Raw genomic sequence first — 19,055 nt, 5'->3', positions numbered from 1 at the left:
GCCCAGCGACGATGGCGGGACGCTGCGGCGGAGACTGGCACCCGGTTGAAAACCCCGGCGCCGCGTAGAAGGGAACTCTGCATACTGGCGCGGGATTATCCGTGTGTCGCACGGCGGACTCGGCCTTGCGAACGAGCGTGCTAAAAATCCCGCTTCTCTGGAGACAACCCCCATGGATCTGGCATTCACCCCTGAAGAACAGGCGTTCCGCGAAGAGGTCCGCGCCTGGGTGGCGGACAACCTGCCCCAAGACATCGCCCACAAGGTCAACGAAGGCCTGGAGCTTTCCAAGGAAGACCACCAGCGCTGGGCAAAGATCCTCGGCAAGAAGGGCTGGCTGGGCTACGGCTGGCCCAAGCAGTTCGGCGGCCCCGGCTGGACGGCCGTGCAGAAGCACCTGTTCGAGGAAGAAACCGCCCGCGCCGGTGCGCCGCGCGTGATTCCCTTCGGCCCGGTGATGGTCGCCCCGGTCATCATGGCCTTCGGTTCGCGCGAGCAGCAAGAGCGCTTCCTGCCCGGCATCGCCAGCGGCGAGGTCTGGTGGAGCCAGGGCTACAGCGAACCCGGCTCGGGCTCGGACCTGGCCTCGCTGCGCACCCGCGCCGAGCGTCGCGGCGACAAGTACATCATCAACGGCCAGAAGACCTGGACCACGCTGGGCCAGTACGGCGACTGGATGTTCAACCTGGTGCGCACCAGCACCGAGGGCAAGCCGCAGACCGGCATCAGCTTCATCGTGCTGGACATGAAGTCGCCCGGCGTGAGCGTGCGGCCCATCCGCCTGCTCGACGGCGGCTACGAGGTCAACGACGTGTTCTTCGACAACGTCGAGGTGCCGGCCGACCAGCTCATCGGCGAGGAGAACAAGGGCTGGACCTATGCCAAGCACCTGCTCAGCCACGAGCGCACCAACATCGCCGATGTCAACCGCGCCAAGCGCGAGCTGGAGCGCGTCAAGCGCATCGCCAAGGCTGAAGGCGTGTACGACGACCAGCGCTTCCGCGACGAGATCGCCAAGCTGGAAGTGGACATCGTGGCCCTGGAGATGCTGGTGCTGCGCGTGCTCTCGGCCGAGAAGTCGGGCAAGAACTCGCTGGACATCGCCGGCCTGCTCAAGATCAAGGGCAGCGAGATCCAGCAGCGTTATTCCGAGCTGATGATGCTGGCGGGCGGCCCCTTCTCGCTGCCACTCATCCGCGAAGCCATGGCGGCCGGCTGGCAGGGCGACTTCCCGGGCGGCCACGCCGCGCTGGCGCCGCTGGCCTCGACCTACTTCAACTACCGCAAGACCACGATCTACGGCGGCTCGAACGAAGTGCAACGCAACATCGTGGCCCAGACGGTGCTGGGCTGACAGGAGGCAGACATGGATTTCGATTTCACTGAAGACCAGCAGCAACTGCGCGACGCCGTCGGCCGCTGGGTCGAGAAGGCCTACGACTTCGACCGCCGCCGCGGTATCGAGAAGGACGGCGGATTCTCCCGCGACGCCTGGAACGAGCTGTCCGAACTGGGCCTGGGCGGCCTGTACATCCCCGAGGATGATGGCGGCCTGGGCATGGGCCCGGTCGAGGCCATGGTCGTGATGGAAGAACTGGGTCGCGGCATCGTGCTGGAGCCGCTGGCGCAGTCCTTCATCAGCGGCTCGGTGCTGGCCCGCCATGCCAACGAAGCGGTGCGTGGCGAATGGCTGCCGGGCATCGGCAGCGGCGAGAAGCTGGTCGTTCTGGCCTACCAGGAGCGTGGCGCGCGCTATCGCCTGGACCGCTGCGAGACCCAGGCCACGAAGTCTGGCGACGGCTACACCGTCAGCGGCACCAAGAGCCTGGTGCCGGCCGGCGACCAAGCCGCCGCCTACCTGGTGCCGGCGCAACTGGAAGGACGCATCGCCCTCTTCCTGGTGCCGCGTGCCGAGGGCAGTGTCCAGGCCTCCGGCTACGCCACGCAGGACGGCAGCCGCGCAGCGGAAGTCGTCTTCACCCAGGCCCCCGCGCAGCTCCTGGCGGCCGATGGCCTGCCGGTGCTCGAAGAGGCCGTGGACATCGGCATCGCCGCCACCTGCGCCGAAGGCGTGGGCGTGATGGACAAGACGCTGGCGCTGACGGTGGAGTACCTCAACACCCGCAAGCAGTTCGGCGTGACCATCGGCAGCTTCCAGGCCCTGCGCCACCGCGTGGCCGACATGAAGATGCAGCTGGAGCTGGCCCGCTCGATGAGCTACTACGCCACGCTCAAGCTGGGTGCACCCGCCGCCGAACGCCGCCAGGCCCTGGCCCGCGCCAAGTACCAGCTCGGCGTGTCGATGCGCTTCGTCGGCCAGGCGTCGGTGCAGCTGCACGGCGGCATCGGCGTGACGGACGAGTACATGGGCAGCCACTACTTCCGCAAGCTGACGCAGATGGAGATGGTGTTCGGCGACACGCTGCACCACCTGGGCGAGGTGTCGGCACGCATGGAAGACAGCGCGGGGGTCTTCGCCTGAGCGTGGGCGTGTCCACGTCATGACACCGCAGGCCTGCCGGCATACGCTGGCGGGCCTTTGTTCTTTCTGGGGGAGTGGCCGTGCGCCTCGCCGCCCTTCTTCCTTCTTGCCAGGAGCTTCGGGATGATCCGACGCCGCACCTTGTTGATCACCGCCCCCGCCAGCCTCGCACTGGCCGCCTGCGCCACGCCGGGCGCCGGCCCCCGCCGCGACACGCCCGTCGTCTTCATGCATGGCAACGGCGACTCCGCCGCGCTGTGGCAGACCACGCTGTGGCGCTTCGAATCCAATGGCTGGGCCCGTGAGCGGCTGTTCGCCCTCGACCAGCCCATGCCGCTGTCCCGCGACGACGATGCCGTGGCCCAGCCGGGCCGAAGTTCCACGGCCGAGTCGATGGCCTTCCTGAGTGCGGAGGTCGACCGCGTGCTGCGCCAGACAGGCGCACCCAAGGTCGTCCTGGTCGGCAATTCGCGCGGCGGCAACACGATCCGCAACTACGTGCAGAACGGCGGCGGTGCGGCCAGGGTCAGCCATGTCGCGCTGGGCGGCAACCCGGCGCATGGCATCTGGGCCATTCCCGGCTGGCGCGAGGGCAGCGAGTTCTCGGGCCTGTCGCCCTTCCTGCGCCAGTTGAACGCGCCCAAGGGGCCCAACGGCGACGAGGTGACACCCGGCCCGCGCTGGCTGACGCTGCGCTCCGACGGCAACGACAAGTACGCCCAGCCGGACGGGCTGTGGATCGGCGCGCCGGGCAAGCCCACGAACATCACGGCCGACGGGCCGGCGCTGCGCGGCGCCACCAACATCGTGTTGCCGGGCGCGGACCACCGAGAGGTGTCGTTCTCGCCCGCGGCTTTCGACGCCACCTGGCGCTTCCTGACCGGCGACGCGCCGGGCGCCACGACCATCGCCGCCGAGCCCCGGATCGTGCTCGACGGGCGCATCACCGGGCTGGGCCTGAATCCGGTCGACCCAGCCAGCGGTGCATTCGTCAACAACCTCCCGCTGGTCGGCGCGCAGCTGAACGTCTACGAAACCGATCCCGCCACCGGCGAACGCCGCGGCGCGCCGGCCTGGCGCAAGACGGTGGGCGCCGAGGGCCGCTGGGGCCCGTTCGCGGCGCGCGCAGGCGCCAGCTACGAATTCGAGATCGTCGCGCCCGGCTACGCCACCACGCACATCTACCGCAGCCCCTTCCCGCGCTCCAGCGACGTGATCCACCTTCGGCCCGAGCGGCTGGCGGCGGCGGACCGGCAGGCGGGCGCGGTGGTCGTCTTCACCCGGCCGCGCGGCTACTTCGACGCCCAGCGCGACCGCATGCGCTTCGATGGTCAGACGCAACTGGCCGGCGTGCCGCCGCGCGGCGCGGGCGTGGCCAGCTCGCGGCTGCGGCTCACGGCCGGACCGGCACGCACCGTGGAAGGCGAATTCAATGGCGAACGCATCGCCGGGCGAAGCTGGGCCGTGGCCGAGGGCCACCTGAGCGTGCTGGAACTGACCTACTGAACGGCGCCATGACGGCTCGGCGAAGCGCTCGCGCCGGGCTCGAGACTGCATCGACCCGCGACCACCAGTGAAGCAAGGAGACGCGATGACCACCGACGAACCCATCCTGCTGGAATCGCGCGACGCCCGCGGCGTGGTCACGCTCACGCTGAACCGGCCGGCCGCCTTCAACGCGCTGTCCGAGGCGCTCATCGACGCCCTGCGCGCCGCCTGCGACCGGCTGGCGCAGGACGCCGAGCTGCGCGCGGTCGTCATTGCCGCCAACGGGCGCGCCTTCTGCGCCGGCCATGACCTGCGCGAGATGCAGGCATCGCCCTCGCAGTCGTACTACCAGGCGCTGTTCGACCGCTGCGGCGCCATGATGCTGGCGCTGCATCGGCTGCCGGTGCCGGTCATCGCCCGCGTCCATGGCCTGGCGACCGCCGCCGGCTGCCAGCTCGTGGCGCTCTGCGACTTGGCCGTAGCGGCCGACAGCGCCAGCTTCGCCACCAGCGGCATCAACGTCGGCCTGTTCTGCGCCACGCCCAGCGTGCCGCTGTCGCGCAACCTGCCGCGCAAGAAGGCCTTCGAGCTGCTGGTGACGGGCGACTTCATCAACGCCCAGACAGCCATGGCCCAGGGCTTGGTCAACCGCGTGGTGCCCGCCGACACCCTGGACGCCGAGGTGGAAACGCTGGTGGCGAGCATCGTCGCCAAGCCGCGCATCGCACTGGAGATGGGCAAGGCCCTCTTCTACCGCCAGTTGGAGACCGGACTCGAAGCCGCGCTGCACGACGCCGCGCGCACCATGGCCTGCAACATGGCCGATGCGACGGCGCAGGAGGGCGTGCAGGCCTTCATCGAAAAACGGGCGCCGTCCTGGCGACCGTGAGGCTTCTGTCCAGCCGCGCCGCTAGCCGTGCAGGCGAGAGCTCGACGGCAGGTGCGCCGACAGGAACTCCATCTGGTCCGCCAGGATGCGGCGGTTGCGCAGAATGAAGTCCTCCCACAGGCTGGGCACGTAGGGCGTGTACAGCAGCGGCATATGCGCCTGTTCCGGCGTGCGGTTGCCCTTGCGGTGGTTGCAGGCCCGGCAGGCCGTCACCACGTTCATCCAGTGGTCCACGCCGTTCTGCGCGAAGGGCACGATGTGCTCGCGCGTCAGGTCGTCCTCGTGGAAATGGTCGCCGCAATAGGCGCAGACATTGCGGTCCCGGGCGAAGAGCTTGCTGTTGGTGAGGCCGGGCCGCAGGCTGAAGGGGCTGATGCGCGGCACGCCGCGTGTGCCGATGATGCTGCTGACGGCGATCTGCGACTGCTCGCCCGTCATCGCGTTGTGGCCGCCGCGGAACAGGGCCACCTGTTCGCCGGCCTCCCAGCGCACCTCGCCGGCCGCGTAATGGATCACCGCCTGCTCGAGCGAGATCCACGACTGGGGCAGCCCTTGGGCCGACAGCTTCAATACCTTCACCACAAACGCCTCCTCGTCGAACGAAGAAAACACAGGGAACGTACGCCACGCAGAACCGTCCGCACCGCCGGCCAAGACCGCCAGGGCGGCCCGGCAGTGCCGGAAAGCGACACAATATAACCGGCATTCATGACAGCCCGTCCACGCCGGAGGATTCCCGAGCGCACGCGGCCAGCTATCAAAAAGATAACAGGACCATGCAGATCTTCCGCGGCTTCCGCCATCCGGGCGTTGCGCCTGCCAGCGCCGTCACCATCGGAAATTTCGATGGCGTGCACCGCGGCCACCAAGCCATGCTGGGCCTGCTGCAGACCGAAGCCCGCCACCGGGGCTTGCCCAGCTGCGTGCTGACCTTCGAGCCCCATCCTCGCGACTACTTCGCCGGCGTCGCCAGGCGGCCCGAACTGGCGCCGGCGCGCATCGCCACGCTGCGCGACAAGCTCGGCGAGCTGCAGGCTTGCGGCGTGGCCCAGACCGTGGTGCTGCCCTTCGATGCGCAGTTGGCCAGCCAGTCGCCCGAGCAGTTCATCGACGAGGTGCTGGTGCGCGGCCTGGGCGCGCGCTACGTGCTGGTGGGCGATGACTTCCGCTTCGGCGCCAAGCGCGCGGGCGACTTCGCCATGCTGCACGCGGCGGGCGCTGCGCGCGGCTTCGACGTCGCACGGATGAACAGCTACGAGGTCTCTTACCCCGCCGCACCGGGCAGTGGCGAGGGACCGCGGGCGCTGCGCGTGTCCAGCTCGGCCGTGCGCGGGGCGCTGGCGGCCGGCCGCATGGACGACGCCGCCGCGCTGCTCGGCCGGCCGTACGCCATCTCCGGCCATGTGGTGCACGGCCGCAAGCTGGGCAGGGCGCTGGGCGCCAGCGCACCCGGCGGCACGGACGGTTTCCGCACGCTCAACCTGCGCTTCAAGCACTGGAAGCCGGCTGCGAGCGGCATCTTCGCGGTGCGGGTTCACGGGCTGGGCGAGCGCCCCTTGCCGGGCGTGGCCAACCTGGGCGTGCGTCCCTCGCTGGACCCGAACGACGTCAACGGCGGCCGCGTGCTGCTGGAGACGCATTGCCTCGAATGGCCGGCCAGCCTGGGCCCGGAGGGGGCCTACGGTAAAATCGTGCGCGTGGAACTGTTGCACAAACTGCACGACGAGCTGCGCTACACCAGCCTGGAAGCCCTGACCGCGGGCATCGCCCAGGACCTGGCCGACGCACGCGCGTATTTCGCCGCCGGCAGTGCCGGCGCGGCGGGCAGCACCCACGCGGAAACGCGGCGCCAGACCACGCGCGACCGAATTTAACCGGCACGCCTGCCGTGCCGGCGCCCCACCGACAAGCTCGGGGCGAGCGGCCTGACCTCCTCCCCTCCCGCGCGGGCCTTCGCCGCCAGCGGGCCGAGCCTGTCGAAGCCTTCCCCCTCCGCCCCATGTCCGACGCTGCCGATTCCTCCGCGACCCCCGACTACCGCGCCACCCTGAACCTGCCCGACACGCCCTTCCCCATGCGCGGCGACCTGCCCAAGCGCGAGCCGGGCTGGGTCAAGGCCTGGAACGACGAGGGCCTGTACAAGCGCCTGCGCGTGGCCCGCGCCGGACGGCCCAAGTTCATCCTGCACGACGGCCCGCCCTATGCCAACGGCCAGATCCACATGGGCCATGCGGTGAACAAGATCCTCAAGGACATGATCACCAAGGCGCGCCAGCTGGAAGGCTACGACGCGCTCTACGTGCCCGGCTGGGACTGTCACGGCCTGCCGATCGAGAACGCCATCGAGAAGAAGCACGGCCGCAACCTGAGCCGCGACGAGATGCAGGCCAAGAGCCGCGCCTACGCCACCGAGCAGATCGCGCAGCAGATGAGCGACTTCCAGCGCCTGGGCGTGCTGGGCGAATGGGACCATCCGTACAAGACGATGGACTTCGCCAACGAGGCGGGCGAGATCCGCGCCTTCAAGAAGGTCATCGAGCGCGGCTTCGTCTACCGCGGCCTCAAGCCCGTCTACTGGTGCTTCGACTGCGGCTCGTCGCTGGCCGAGTTCGAGATCGAGTACGCCGACAAGAAGAGCCAGACGCTGGACGTCGCCTTCAAGGCGCACGACCGCGCCAAGCTGGCCGCTGCCTTCGGCCTGCCGGCCATCGACAAGGACGCCTTCGCCGTCATCTGGACCACCACGGCCTGGACCATCCCGGCCAACCAGGCGCTCAACCTCAACCCCGAGCTGACCTACGCGCTGGTCGACACCGACCGCGGCCTGCTGATCGTGGCGGACACGCTGGTCGAGAGCTGCCTGAACCGCTACGCGCTGGATGGCAAGGTCGTCGCCATCGCCCCCGGTCGTGCGCTGGGCGGGCTCGAGTTCGAGCATCCGCTGTACGACGTGCACGAGGGCTACCGCCGCCTGTCGCCGGTGTACCTGGCCGACTACGCCACCGCCACCGACGGCACCGGCCTGGTCCATTCCTCGCCCGCCTACGGCCTGGACGACTTCCAGTCCTGCATCGCGCACGGCATGGCCTACGACGACATCCTCAACCCGGTGCAGGGCAACGGCGTGTACGAGCCGGACTTCCCCCTCTTCGGCGGCCAGCACATCTGGAAGGCGGTGCCGCACATCATCGAGGCGCTGCGCGAAGCCGGCCGGCTGATGGCCACCGAGACCATCACCCACAGCTACCCGCACTGCTGGCGCCACAAGACGCCGGTGATCTACCGCGCGGCGGCCCAGTGGTTCATCCGCATGGACGAGGGCGAAGGCGTGTTCACCCTGCCCGGCGCCAAGCCGGCCAAGACGCTGCGGCAGATCGCGCTGGAAGCCATCGAAGACACCAGCTTCTACCCCGAGAACGGCAAGGCCCGGCTGCACGACATGATTGCGCACCGGCCCGACTGGTGCATCTCGCGCCAGCGCAGCTGGGGCGTGCCGATCCCCTTCTTCCTGCACAAGCTCACGGGCGAGCTGCATCCGCGCACGATGGAGATCCTGGACCAGGCGGCCGCCATCGTCGAGCAGGGTGGCATCGAGGCCTGGAGCCGGGTGACGACCGAAGAGATCCTGGGCGCCGAGGACGCGCCGCACTACACCAAGAGCAGCGACATCCTGGAGGTGTGGTTCGACTCCGGCTCCACCTTCTTCCACGTGCTGCGCGGCACGCACCCCACGGTGCACCACGACCAGGGCCCCGAGGCCGACCTGTACCTCGAAGGCCATGACCAGCACCGCGGCTGGTTCCACAGCTCGCTGCTGCTGGCCTGCGCGCTGGAAGGCCGCGCGCCCTATCGCGGCCTGCTGACCCACGGCTTCACCGTGGACAGCCAGGGCCGCAAGATGAGCAAGTCGCTGGGCAACGGCATCGACCCGCAGGAGATCACCAAGAAGCTGGGCGCCGAGATCATCCGCCTGTGGGTGGCCGCCTCCGACTATTCGGGCGACATCGCCGGCGACGACAAGATCCTGGCGCGCGTGGTCGATGCCTACCGCCGCATCCGCAACACGCTGCGCTTCCTGCTGGCCAACACCAGCGACTTCGATCCGGCCAAGGACGCGGTGCCGCTGGCCGAGCTGTTCGAGATCGACCGCTGGGCGCTGTCGCGCGCGGCGCAGTTCCAGGCCGAGGTGCTGGGCCACTACAAGGTCTACGAGTTCCACCCGGTGGTGGCCAAGCTGCAGGTCTTCTGCTCGGAAGACCTGGGCGCCTTCTACCTGGACGTGCTGAAGGACCGGCTCTACACCACGCAGCCCGGCTCGCGCGCACGGCGCAGCGCGCAGACGGCGCTGTGGCACATCACCCAGGCCATGCTGCGCTGGATGGCGCCCTTCCTCAGCTTCACGGCCGAAGAGGCGTGGAAGTTCGCGGGCCAGTCGGAATCCATCTTCATGGAGACCTTCTGCGACCTGGGCACGCCCGACGAGGGGCTGCTGGCCAAGTGGGGCCGCATCCAGGCGATCCGCGACGCGGTCAACAAGGAGATCGAGGCCGTGCGCACCGCCGGCGGCGTGGGCTCTTCGCTGCAGGCCAATGTGCGGCTCACGGCCGCGCCGGAGGACCATGCACTGCTGGCCGCCCTGGGCGATGACCTCAAGTTCGTCTTCATCACCTCGGTGGTGGATCTGCAGGCCGGCGACGCGCTCGCCATCGCCGTGACGCCCAGCACCGCCATCAAGTGCGAACGCTGCTGGCACTGGCGCGACGACGTGGGCCACGACAGCGCGCATCCCACGCTGTGCGGGCGCTGCACCAGCAACCTGTACGGCGCCGGCGAAGCGCGGAGCGTCGCATGATGACGAAGGCGCACAGCGGATTCGAGTCCACCCGGCCGGGCCTGGGCATCTGGGGCTGGCTGGCGCTGGCGGTGCTGATCTTCATCGCCGACCAGTACACCAAGACGCTGATCCTGGGCCACTACCAGCTCGGTGACGCGACGCGCATCACCGAGTTCTTCAACATCGTGCGGGCGCACAACACGGGCGCGGCCTTCTCCTTCCTGGCCGGGGCCTCGGGCTGGCAGCGCTGGTTCTTCACCGGCATCGGCGTGGCGGCCGCCGTGTTCATCGTCTGGATGCTGCGCTCGCATGCGGGGCAGAAGCTGTTCTGCTTTGCCATGGCCTGCATCCTGGGCGGCGCCATCGGCAACGTGGTGGACCGCCTGATGCACGGCTACGTGGTGGACTTCCTGGACTTCCACTGGGCCGGCTCGCACTTCCCGGCCTTCAACCTGGCCGACAGTGCCATCACGCTGGGCGCCATCTGCCTGGTGCTGGACGAGGTCCGGCGCATGCGGCGCAAGCGCTGAGGCGGGCGCGCTGCGCGCCCGTCGCTCCTGCGTGATCCCGGCGCCCCCGCAGGCGCACGACGGCGCGAGGCTTCGGTCTCGCGCTTTTTTTGCGCTCGCGCCGCCCCAAACCCGTTCGACCTGAGCCTGTCGAAGGCCCGCCCCGGGGGCAATGTGGATCAGCCAACCCGTTCGCCCTGAGCGCGTCGAAGGACCCGTGCCCCGGCTTCGACAAGCTCAGCCCGAACAGATGTTCATCAACTGACCGGCATCACGCCCCGCGGGTAATCCCGGTACCGGATTCCGTCATGACGGTGTCACATGCACCCTTCAAATGAAAACGTTTACATGATGTTTTCCATCGAAGGTTTCCGCGCATGAGCATCCAGGCCGTTGCCGACAAGGCCGGCGTTTCCATCGCCACCGTCTCGCGCGTGTTCAACGCGCCCGACAAGGTGCTGCCCGCCACGCGCGCGCTGGTGGAATCGGTCGCGCGCGAGCTGGGCTACCTGCCCAGCGCCAGCGCGCGCACCCTGCGTACCCAGCGCAGCCGGGTGCTGGGCGTGGTGCTGCCCACGCTGCTCAACCCCACCTTCGCCGAATGCCTGCAAGGCCTGGCCCAGGCCGCGGCCGAGGCCGGCCATGCCATCGTGCCGCTGACCACCGGCTACGACCTGGACGCCGAGCAACGCGCGGTCGACCAGCTGCTCGCCCGCGAAGTCGAAGGCATGGTGCTGGTCATCTCCAACCCGCAGACCTCCGCCGCACTGGCCCGGTTGCAGGCCCGCCAGCGGCCCTATGTGCTGGCCTACAACCGGCATCCGGCCCACTGCTGCGTGGCGGTCGACAACGAGGCCGCCTCGGCCGAGGCCGTGGCGCACCTGGCCAGACTGGGCCACCGGCGCATCGCCATGGTGAGCGGCACGCTCGCGCAGTCCGACCGCTCGCAGCAGCGCCATCGCGGCTTCCTGGCCGGCATGGCGGCCGCCGGCCTCGATGCGCCGCCGCTGATCGAAGTGCCCTTCGTCGAAGCCGCGGCCGACACACTGCGCGCGCGCCTGGCCGCCGACGACCGGCCCACCGCCCTGTTCTGCTCCAACGACCTGCTGGCCATCCGCGCCGTCCGCGCCGCGCACCTGGCCGGCCTGCGCGTACCGCAGGACCTGTCGGTGATGGGCTTCGACGGCATCGCGCTGGGCGACGAACTCACGCCGCGCCTCGGCACCATCGAACAGCCCGCCGCCGACATCGGCCGCCGGGCCGCGCAGCTGCTGATGGCGGCACTGGACGAGCAGCGCACGCCGCTGCCCGCCGACAGCCTGCTGCTGCCGCACCGCCTGCGCACCGGTGAATCGTGCGCACCGCCGCCGCATGCGGCGGCCAGCAACCGTCCCTCCCCCACAACCCCCAAGAGCCGGCGCCGCCCCGCGCGCTGAACCGGCCTGCCTCCGTCCGTCCCTCCCCCATCCAAAGGAACGCTTCCATGACCTCCAATCTCCTCGCCGCCACCCGCCTCGCGGTCGCCGCTGCCGGCTTCGCCGCCACGGCCGCCTTCGCGCAGACGGCCATCTGCTACAACTGCCCGCCCGAATGGGCCGACTGGGGCAGCCAGATCAAGACCATCAAGGCCAAGACTGGCGTCACCGTGCCGCCCGACAACAAGAACTCCGGCCAGGCCCTCGCGCAGCTGGTCGCCGAGAAGGGCAGCCCGGTGGCCGACATGACCTACCTGGGCGTGACCTTCGCCATCCAGGCACAGAAGGACGGCGTGGTGCAGCCCTACCAGCCCGCCAACTGGAAGGACATCCCCGACGGCCTGAAGGACCCGCAGGGCCACTGGTTCACCATCCATTCGGGCACCCTGGGCTTCATGGTCAACGTGGATGCGCTCAAGGGCAAGCCGATCCCGAAGTCCTGGGCCGACCTGCTCAAGCCCGAATACAAGGGTCTGGTGGGCTACCTGGACCCGGCCTCGGCCTTCGTTGGCTACGTGGGCGCAGTGGCCGTGAACCAGGCGCGCGGCGGCAGCATGGACGACTTCAAGCCCGCCATCGACTACTTCAAGGCCCTGCAGAAGAACGAGCCCATCGTGCCCAAGCAGACCGCCTATGCCCGCGTGCTCTCGGGCGAGATCGGCATCCTGCTGGACTACGACTTCAACGCCTACCGCGCCAAGTACAAGGACGGCGCCAACGTGGCCTTCGTGATCCCCAGCGAAGGCACGGTGGTGGTGCCCTACGTGATGAGCCTGGTGGCCAAGGCGCCGCATGCGGCCGACGCCAAGAAGGCGCTGGACTTCGTGCTCTCCGACGAAGGCCAGGCCGTCTGGGCCAAGGCCTACCTGCGGCCGGTGCGCGCCAGCGCCATGCCCAAGGACGTGGAAGCGCAGTTCCTGCCCGCCAGCGAGTACGCCCGCGCCAAGCCGGTGGACTACGCGAAGATGGCCGGCGTGCAGAAGGCCTTCTCCGAGCGCTACCTGAAGGAAGCGCGCTGAGGCGATGCAGCGACCGCAGCTGATCCTGCTGGCCTGCGCCCTGCCGGCCGGCATCTTCTTCCTGGCCTTCTGGCTGCTGCCCGCGCTGCAGCTGCTGGCCCTGCCGGCGCGCGAAGGGGCTTCGGCCTACTTCGCGGTGCTGACGCAGCCGCGCTATCTCACGAGCATGCTGCAGACGCTGGCGCTGTCGGTGGTGGTCACGCTGGCCACGCTGGTGCTGGGCGCGGCCGTGGGCCTGTACCTGGCGCGCCAGCGCTTCGCCGGCCGCCGGCTGCTGCTGGCGGTGCTGACGCTGCCGCTGTCCTTCCCGGGCGTGATCGTGGGCTTCTTCGTGATCCTGCTCGGCGGCCGGCAAGGGCTGGTGGCCGACATCTCGTCCAGCCTGGGCGGCGAGCGGATCACCTTCGCCTACGGGCTGCTGGGGCTGTTCCTGGCCTACCTGTACTTCTCGCTGCCACGGGCCATCGCGGCCTACACGGCAGCGGCCGAATCCATGGACCCGGCGCTGGAAGAGGCGGCCCGCTCGCTCGGCGCCTCGCGCCTCGCCATCGCCCGCGACGTGTGGGTGCCCGAGCTGGCGCCCACCACGCTGGCCTGCGGCGCCATCGTCTTCGCCACCGCCATGGGCGCCTTCGGCACGGCCTTCACGCTGGCGAGCAAGTTCGAGGTGATCCCGATCACCATCTACGACGAGTTCACCAACTACGCCAACTTCGCGCTCGCGGCCTCGCTGTCGATCGCGCTGGGGCTGGTGACCTGGGCCGTGCTCTTCATCGCGCGGCGCTTCAGTGGGGAGGCCGGCGCATGACGACGGCACGCAGTGGAACTTCGCGCTCGCCCGTGCTGGCGACGCTCACCGGCCTGGTGGCCTTCTTCACGCTGGCGCCCATGCTGCTGTCGGTGCTGGCCGGTCTGGTGACCAACTACGGCCGCGGCTGGCGCAGCGGCTTCACCCTGCGCTGGCTGGTGGAGGTGTGGGACAGCTACGGCAGCACCGTCACCGGCTCGCTGCTGCTGGCCGCGACCTGCGTGCTGTGCACCGTGCTGCTGGGCGTGCCCTGCGCCTGGGCGCTGGCACGCAGCCGCACACGCGCGGCACGCCTGTTCGAGGAGCTGCTGACGCTGCCCGTGGCCGTGCCGGGTCTGGCCACGGCGCTGGCGCTGATCCTGGCCTACGGTCAGGTGCAGGGTTTCCGCCAGAGCTATGCCTTCATCCTGGTGGGCCATGTCGTCTTCACCCTGCCCTTCATGGTGCGCACCGTGGCCTCGGCCTTCCAGCGGCGTGAGCTGGTGGCGCTGGACGAGGCCGCACGCACGTTGGGCGCGAGCTTCATGCAGCGCTTCCTGGGCGTGCTGGTGCCGGCCGTGTTCCCGGCCATCGTGGCGGGCTGCCTGATGGTGTTCACGCTGTCGGTGGGCGAGTTCAACCTCACCTGGATGCTGCACACGCCCCTGACCCGCACGCTGCCCGTGGGCTTGGCCGACAGCTATGCCTCGGCCCGCATCGAGATCGGGTCGGCCTACACCCTCGTCTTCTTCCTCGTCATCCTGCCCGTGCTCTGGGGCCTGCAGGCCGCCGCGGACTTCATTCGCAAACACCATGGAACTTGAACGAACGGCCATCGACATCGAGCGCTGCGCCAAGACTTACGCCGACGGCACGCGCGGCCTGCAGCCCACCGACCTGCATGTGGAACCCGGCGAGGTGCTGGCCCTGCTCGGCCCCTCGGGCTGCGGCAAGACCACGCTGCTGCGGCTGATCGCCGGGCTGGAGGGCATGGACGCGGGTGGCCGCATCCTCTTCGGCGGTCAGGACGTGAGCGACCGGCCGGTGGAGCGGCGCAACGTGGGCATGGTCTTCCAGAGCTACGCCCTCTTTCCGCAGATGAGCGTGGCGGCCAACATCGGCTACGGCCTGCGCATCCGCGGCACGCCAGCGGCCGAGGTCGAACGCACGGTGGGCGAGCTGGTGGAGCTGACACGGCTGAACGGCCTCGAGCACAAGCGCCCCTCCGAACTCTCCGGCGGCCAGCGCCAGCGCGTGGCCCTGGCCCGCGCGGTGGCGGTGCGCCCGCGCGTGCTGCTGCTCGACGAGCCGCTGGCCGCACTGGACGCCAAGCTCAAGGAGTCGCTGCGCGACGAGCTGGCCGAGCTGCTGCGCCGGCTGCACATCACGGCCGTGCACGTCACGCACGACCAGCAGGAGGCCCTGGCCATCGCCGACCGCCTGGCCGTGATGCGCGGTGGCCGCATCGTGCAGGTGGGCCGCGGCGAGGACCTGTACCGAACGCCGGCCCATCCCTTCGTGGCCGAGTTCCTCGGCCGCGTGAACCGGCTGGACCGCAGCGATGCCGCGCGCCAGCAGGGCGTGGTGATGCTCGGCGGCGTGGCACTGCCCTGCCCCGATGGCCTGGCCGCGCAACCCGCCCTGCTGGTGCGGCCCGAGGACATCGAGCTCGGCCCGCCGCAGGCCGGCTGGGGCCAGGCCCGGGTCGTGCAACGCACCTTCCTGGGCGAGCGCGTGCAGCTGCGGCTGGACGCCGGCGACCAGCCGACACTGCTGGCCGAAGCCGGCCGCGACTGCCCCTGGCAGCAGGACCAGCAGGTGGGCATCCGCACCACCGCCGACCGCCTGATGCCCGCCACGGAGATTGCCTGATGACCCGACCCACTTTCCTCGTGCAGCTCACGGACCTGCACATCCGCGAGCCCGGCCGCCTGGCCTATGGCCGCATCGACACCGCGCCCTACCTGCGCGAGGCCGTGGCCAGCGTATTGCGGCTGCGGCAGGCGCCTGACGCCATCGTCATCACCGGCGACCTGAGCGACTTCGGCCGCGAGGCGGAATACGCGCACCTGGCCGATCTGCTGGCGCCCCTGGGCGCCACGCCCCTCTACCTCCTGCCGGGCAACCATGACGAGCGGGTGCAGCTGCGCCGCAGCTTTCCCACCCACGGCTACCTGGGCGACGGCGAGTTCGTGCAGTTCAACGTGGCCGTGGGGCCGCTGCGGCTGATCGCGCTCGACACCGTCACCCCCGGCGCCTCGCATGGTTCGCTGTGCAGCCGCCGGCTCGACTGGCTGGCCCGCGAGCTGGAGGCCAGCCGCGGCCAGCCGGTGGTGATCGCCATGCACCATCCGCCCTTCCGCACGCTGATCGGCCACATGGACGACATCGGCCTCCTCGAAGGCGCGTCCGAGCTGGAGGCGCTGGTGCGGCAGCACCCCAACGTGGAACGCATCATCTGCGGCCACCTGCACCGCGCCATCGACGTGCGCTTCGGCGGCACCATCGCCAGCACCGCGCCGGCCCCGGCGCACCAGGTCTGCCTGGACCTGGCGCCCGATGCGCCCTCGGCCTGGACGCTGGAGCCACCGGGCTTCCGCGTGCATGCGTGGGACGGCCAGCGGCTGGTGACGCACCTGGCCGCGAGCGGCGTCTTCGAGGGGCCGTATCCCTTCCACGACAACGGCGCGTTGATCGACTGAACGCCCCATCCATGACGGACCGGCCAAGGCCTGCGCTCTGCTGTCGCTGCGCACCCGCATGCAGCGGCGGCGGCGAACTGGTCCTCAGCCTACGGCCAGGCTGGCACGAGGCGTGCAGAATGGTTGCCCCGTTTTCCGCTGCCCCTCTTCACGAAGGAGACGCACCCCGTCCATGAAGCATCTGCTGAACCTGCTTGCCGCCGTCGCCCTGCTCGTGTGGGGCACCCATCTCGTGCGCACCGGGGTGCTGCGCGTGTTCGGGGGCGACCTGCGCAGGTTCCTGCAGCGCAGCCTGGGCAACCGCTTCTCCGCGGCGCTGGCGGGCATCGGCGTGACGGCGCTGGTGCAGTCGAGCACGGCGACCTCGCTGATGACCTCGTCGTTCGTGGGGCAGGGCCTGATCACGCTGCCTTCGGCGCTGGCGGTGATGCGCGGGGCGGACATCGGCACGGCGCTGATGTCGGTGCTGTTCTCCACCGATCTTTCCTGGCTGTCGCCGCTCTTCATCTTCACGGGCGTGGTGCTGTCGATCACCCGCCCGGCCAGCGCGGCGGGCCGCTTCGGCCGCATCCTGATCGGGCTGGGGCTGATGCTGCTGGCACTGCAACTCGTGGTGCAGGCCACCGGCCCGCTGTTCGAGAGCGAGGCCATGCGCGCCGTGATCGCCTCGATCACCAGCGACCTGATGCTGGAGATCACGGTAGGCGCGGCGCTGGCGGTGGTCGCCTACTCCAGCCTGGCGGTGGTGCTGCTGGTGGCCGCCATGGCCACCGGTGCGGTGGTGCCGCTGGACGTGGCGCTGGGGCTGGTGCTGGGCGCCAACCTGGGCAGCGGCCTGCTGGCGGTGCTGACCACGGCCAAGTCGCCGCCAGCGGTGCGGCAGGTGACCGTGGGCAACTTCCTGTTCAAGCTGCTGGGCGTGGTGATCGCGGCGCCCTTCGTCGGGCTGGTGCTCCGGCATGCGCCGACTTCGCTGGTGGATTCGCCGGCGCAGTTGGTCGTCATGTTCCACCTGGCCTTCAACGTGATCGCGAGCGTGGCCTTCATCGGCCTCACGACCGCCGTGGCCAGGCTGTCGATGAAGCTGGTGCCGGTGCCGCGCACGCCCGCCACCGGCACGCGGCCGCGGCACCTGGATCCTTCCGCCCTCTCGACGCCCACCCTGGCCATCTCCAACGCCGCGCGCGAGGCGCTGCACCAGGCGGATGTGGTCGAGAGCATGCTGATCGGCGTGCTCACGGTCATCCGCAGCAACGACCTGCGGCTGGCCGAGGAGCTGCGCAAGATGGACGACCAAGTCGACCGGCTCTACTCGGACATCAAGTACTACCTCACCAAGATCTCGCGCGAGGCGCTGGGCGAGGAGGAAAGCCGGCGCTGGACCGACATCATCAGCTTCACCATCAACATGGAGCAGATCGGCGACATCATCGAGCGGGTGATCTCCGACATCGAGGACAAGAAGATCCGCCCGCACCGCAACTTCTCCGAGGCGGGCATGGCCGAGATCGTGGAGATGCACGAGCGGCTGGTGGCCAACCTGCGGCTGGGCATGAGCGTGTTCCTCAACGGCAATGTGCGCGACGCGCAGAAGCTCCTGGAGGAGAAGGTGCGCTTCCGCGACCTGGAGCGGGCCTATGCCAACACCCACCTCACGCGGCTGATGGACCGCACGGCGCCGAGCATGGAGACGAGCTCACTGCACATCGACCTGATCAGCGACCTGAAGCGCATCAACTCGCACATCTGCTCGATCGCGTACCCGATCCTGGACTCGGCGGGGGCGCTGGCGCCCAGCCGGTTGCGGTCGTCGCTCGTCGGGGCGGACGACCCGCACTGAGGGTTGCGGGCCCGATGAGTTGGGGCCGTGATCCTTGCCGTCACGGATGACACCGGCCTTTCGCAGGACGGGGGCGCAGTGTCTCGTCGCATGCTTGTGCGATTGGTCTTGTCGTTGCAGGCGTGGGCGTTGACGTAGGCGTGGACGCGGGTGCGTTCGCGGAGGCGGGTGCGCCGGTCCGGGCGGCGGCGGGCACCGCGGCGTGCTTCAGTGAGGCGGTCGGCCCTGCGGGCCGACTCCCCTGCGATGCTCGCGCACCCGGCCCGCGGCATAACTCGCTGCGCTGCCTGACGGCAGCTCCGCTCAAACAAACGCCGCGAGTCAGATCACGAAGCAGGCCTGTCCTTCGGCAGGCCTGCGGCCGGGCACGCTGCGCTTCTCGGCGCCTCACAGGCGCACGCCGCGGTGCCCGCCCCCGCCCGGACCGGAATTGACCGCCGGTGCTGTACTCCCGCACTCCCGCACTCCCGCACTGACGCACTGACGCACTGACGCAGTGACGCAGTGACGCAGTGACACGAGAACGCGAAAACGCGAAGAGCGAGGAGCGAGGCGCGAAGAGGCGAAAAGGCGCAGACGCGTCCGTGTCACCGCCCCCAACCGTTCGGGCTGAGCTTGTCGAAGCCCTGCACAGCCCTGAAGAAGCGAGACACGCCTCAAGCATCGTTGCTGCAATGGCATGACTCCGGCCATGACCTCGAACCGCCACCGGAAGCCCACAACCCTCATGCCGGCCGATCGAGCGCCCGGTGTCCGCGCGCGAGGAATGGCCTGGCGTGGGCGATTTGCGAGGCGGCGAGAAGCGCAGCGGACCCGGCCGCAGGCCTGCCGAAGGACAGGCCTGCTTCGTGATCTGACTCGCGGCAGTTGTTTGAGCGCAGCGCGAAGCGCGTAGCGAGTTCTGCCGCGGGCCGGGTTCGCGAGCATCGCAGCGGAGTCGGCACGCAGTGCCGACCGCCTCGCCATGAGCCCGCGCCAGGCCATTCCTCGCGCGCCGCCCCACCCTCAAACCGCCCCTCCTCGAACCGCC

Annotated in this window: 15 protein-coding genes; 14 read left to right on the top strand and 1 reads right to left on the bottom strand. The window is 69.7% G+C overall.

Annotated elements, in window-relative coordinates; translation table 11 throughout:
- The first annotated feature begins 172 nt into the window (after positions 1-172).
- From L0984_RS17040 to L0984_RS17025, 4 genes are all read left to right on the top strand, one after another.
- Positions 173-1,354 (top strand): acyl-CoA dehydrogenase family protein, encoded by a 1,182-nt coding sequence (locus L0984_RS17040; protein ID WP_234194896.1) that lies wholly within the window; start codon positions 173-175, stop codon positions 1,352-1,354.
- Positions 1,355-1,366: 12 nt separating this feature from the next.
- The gene (locus L0984_RS17035) at positions 1,367-2,482 is read left to right on the top strand and encodes an acyl-CoA dehydrogenase family protein (protein WP_234194894.1); all 1,116 of its coding nucleotides are present in this window, start codon (positions 1,367-1,369) and stop codon (positions 2,480-2,482) included.
- Positions 2,483-2,605: 123 nt separating this feature from the next.
- Positions 2,606-3,988, top strand: a complete 1,383-nt coding sequence (locus tag L0984_RS17030; RefSeq protein ID WP_234194892.1) for an alpha/beta fold hydrolase — start codon at positions 2,606-2,608, stop codon at positions 3,986-3,988.
- Between the two features lie 85 nt (positions 3,989-4,073).
- Positions 4,074-4,859, top strand: a complete 786-nt coding sequence (locus tag L0984_RS17025; protein ID WP_234194891.1) for an enoyl-CoA hydratase — start codon at positions 4,074-4,076, stop codon at positions 4,857-4,859.
- 21 nt (positions 4,860-4,880) lie between these two features.
- Here the strand turns inward: L0984_RS17025 and L0984_RS17020 are convergent, their stop codons facing one another.
- Complete coding sequence (locus L0984_RS17020; RefSeq protein WP_043118462.1) at positions 4,881-5,438, bottom strand: HNH endonuclease; 558 nt, start codon at positions 5,436-5,438, stop codon at positions 4,881-4,883.
- Positions 5,439-5,635: 197 nt separating this feature from the next.
- Here L0984_RS17020 and L0984_RS17015 point away from each other — a divergent pair, with 197 nt between their 5' ends.
- From L0984_RS17015 to L0984_RS16970, 10 genes are all read left to right on the top strand, one after another.
- Positions 5,636-6,733 (top strand): bifunctional riboflavin kinase/FAD synthetase, encoded by a 1,098-nt coding sequence (locus L0984_RS17015; RefSeq protein ID WP_234194889.1) that lies wholly within the window; start codon positions 5,636-5,638, stop codon positions 6,731-6,733.
- 125 nt (positions 6,734-6,858) lie between these two features.
- Positions 6,859-9,711: an isoleucine--tRNA ligase gene (gene ileS / locus L0984_RS17010; protein ID WP_234194886.1), complete on the top strand. Its 2,853-nt coding sequence runs from the start codon at positions 6,859-6,861 to the stop codon at positions 9,709-9,711.
- Positions 9,711-10,223 carry a signal peptidase II gene (gene lspA / locus L0984_RS17005; protein WP_234195051.1) on the top strand — a complete coding sequence of 171 codons (513 nt, stop codon included), beginning with the start codon at positions 9,711-9,713 and terminating at the stop codon, positions 10,221-10,223. Before ileS ends, lspA begins: the two co-directional genes overlap by 1 nt.
- Before the next feature lie 356 nt (positions 10,224-10,579).
- The gene (locus L0984_RS17000; RefSeq protein ID WP_234194884.1) at positions 10,580-11,638 is read left to right on the top strand and encodes a LacI family DNA-binding transcriptional regulator; all 1,059 of its coding nucleotides are present in this window, start codon (positions 10,580-10,582) and stop codon (positions 11,636-11,638) included.
- Positions 11,639-11,685: 47 nt separating this feature from the next.
- A complete protein-coding gene (locus L0984_RS16995; RefSeq protein WP_234194883.1) occupies positions 11,686-12,696 on the top strand; it encodes an ABC transporter substrate-binding protein in 1,011 nt (336 codons plus the stop codon).
- 4 nt (positions 12,697-12,700) lie between these two features.
- Positions 12,701-13,504 (top strand): ABC transporter permease, encoded by an 804-nt coding sequence (locus L0984_RS16990; protein WP_234194881.1) that lies wholly within the window; start codon positions 12,701-12,703, stop codon positions 13,502-13,504.
- 80 nt (positions 13,505-13,584) lie between these two features.
- The gene (locus tag L0984_RS16985; RefSeq protein ID WP_369822426.1) at positions 13,585-14,307 is read left to right on the top strand and encodes an ABC transporter permease; all 723 of its coding nucleotides are present in this window, start codon (positions 13,585-13,587) and stop codon (positions 14,305-14,307) included.
- Entirely contained in the window at positions 14,297-15,355 is a 1,059-nt protein-coding gene (locus L0984_RS16980) for an ABC transporter ATP-binding protein (RefSeq protein WP_234194879.1), read from the top strand. Before L0984_RS16985 ends, L0984_RS16980 begins: the two co-directional genes overlap by 11 nt.
- On the top strand, positions 15,355-16,185 hold the full coding sequence (locus L0984_RS16975) for a phosphodiesterase (protein WP_234194878.1): 831 nt from the start codon (positions 15,355-15,357) through the stop codon (positions 16,183-16,185). Before L0984_RS16980 ends, L0984_RS16975 begins: the two co-directional genes overlap by 1 nt.
- A 172-nt stretch (positions 16,186-16,357) precedes the next feature.
- Complete coding sequence (locus L0984_RS16970; protein WP_234194877.1) at positions 16,358-18,025, top strand: Na/Pi cotransporter family protein; 1,668 nt, start codon at positions 16,358-16,360, stop codon at positions 18,023-18,025.
- Positions 18,026-19,055 lie beyond the last annotated feature (1,030 nt).

The organism is Pseudacidovorax sp. NFM-22 (assembly GCF_021401245.1).
Lineage (GTDB): Bacteria > Pseudomonadota > Gammaproteobacteria > Burkholderiales > Burkholderiaceae_C > Xenophilus.
This window is presented reverse-complemented; position numbering and strand designations above follow the sequence as displayed.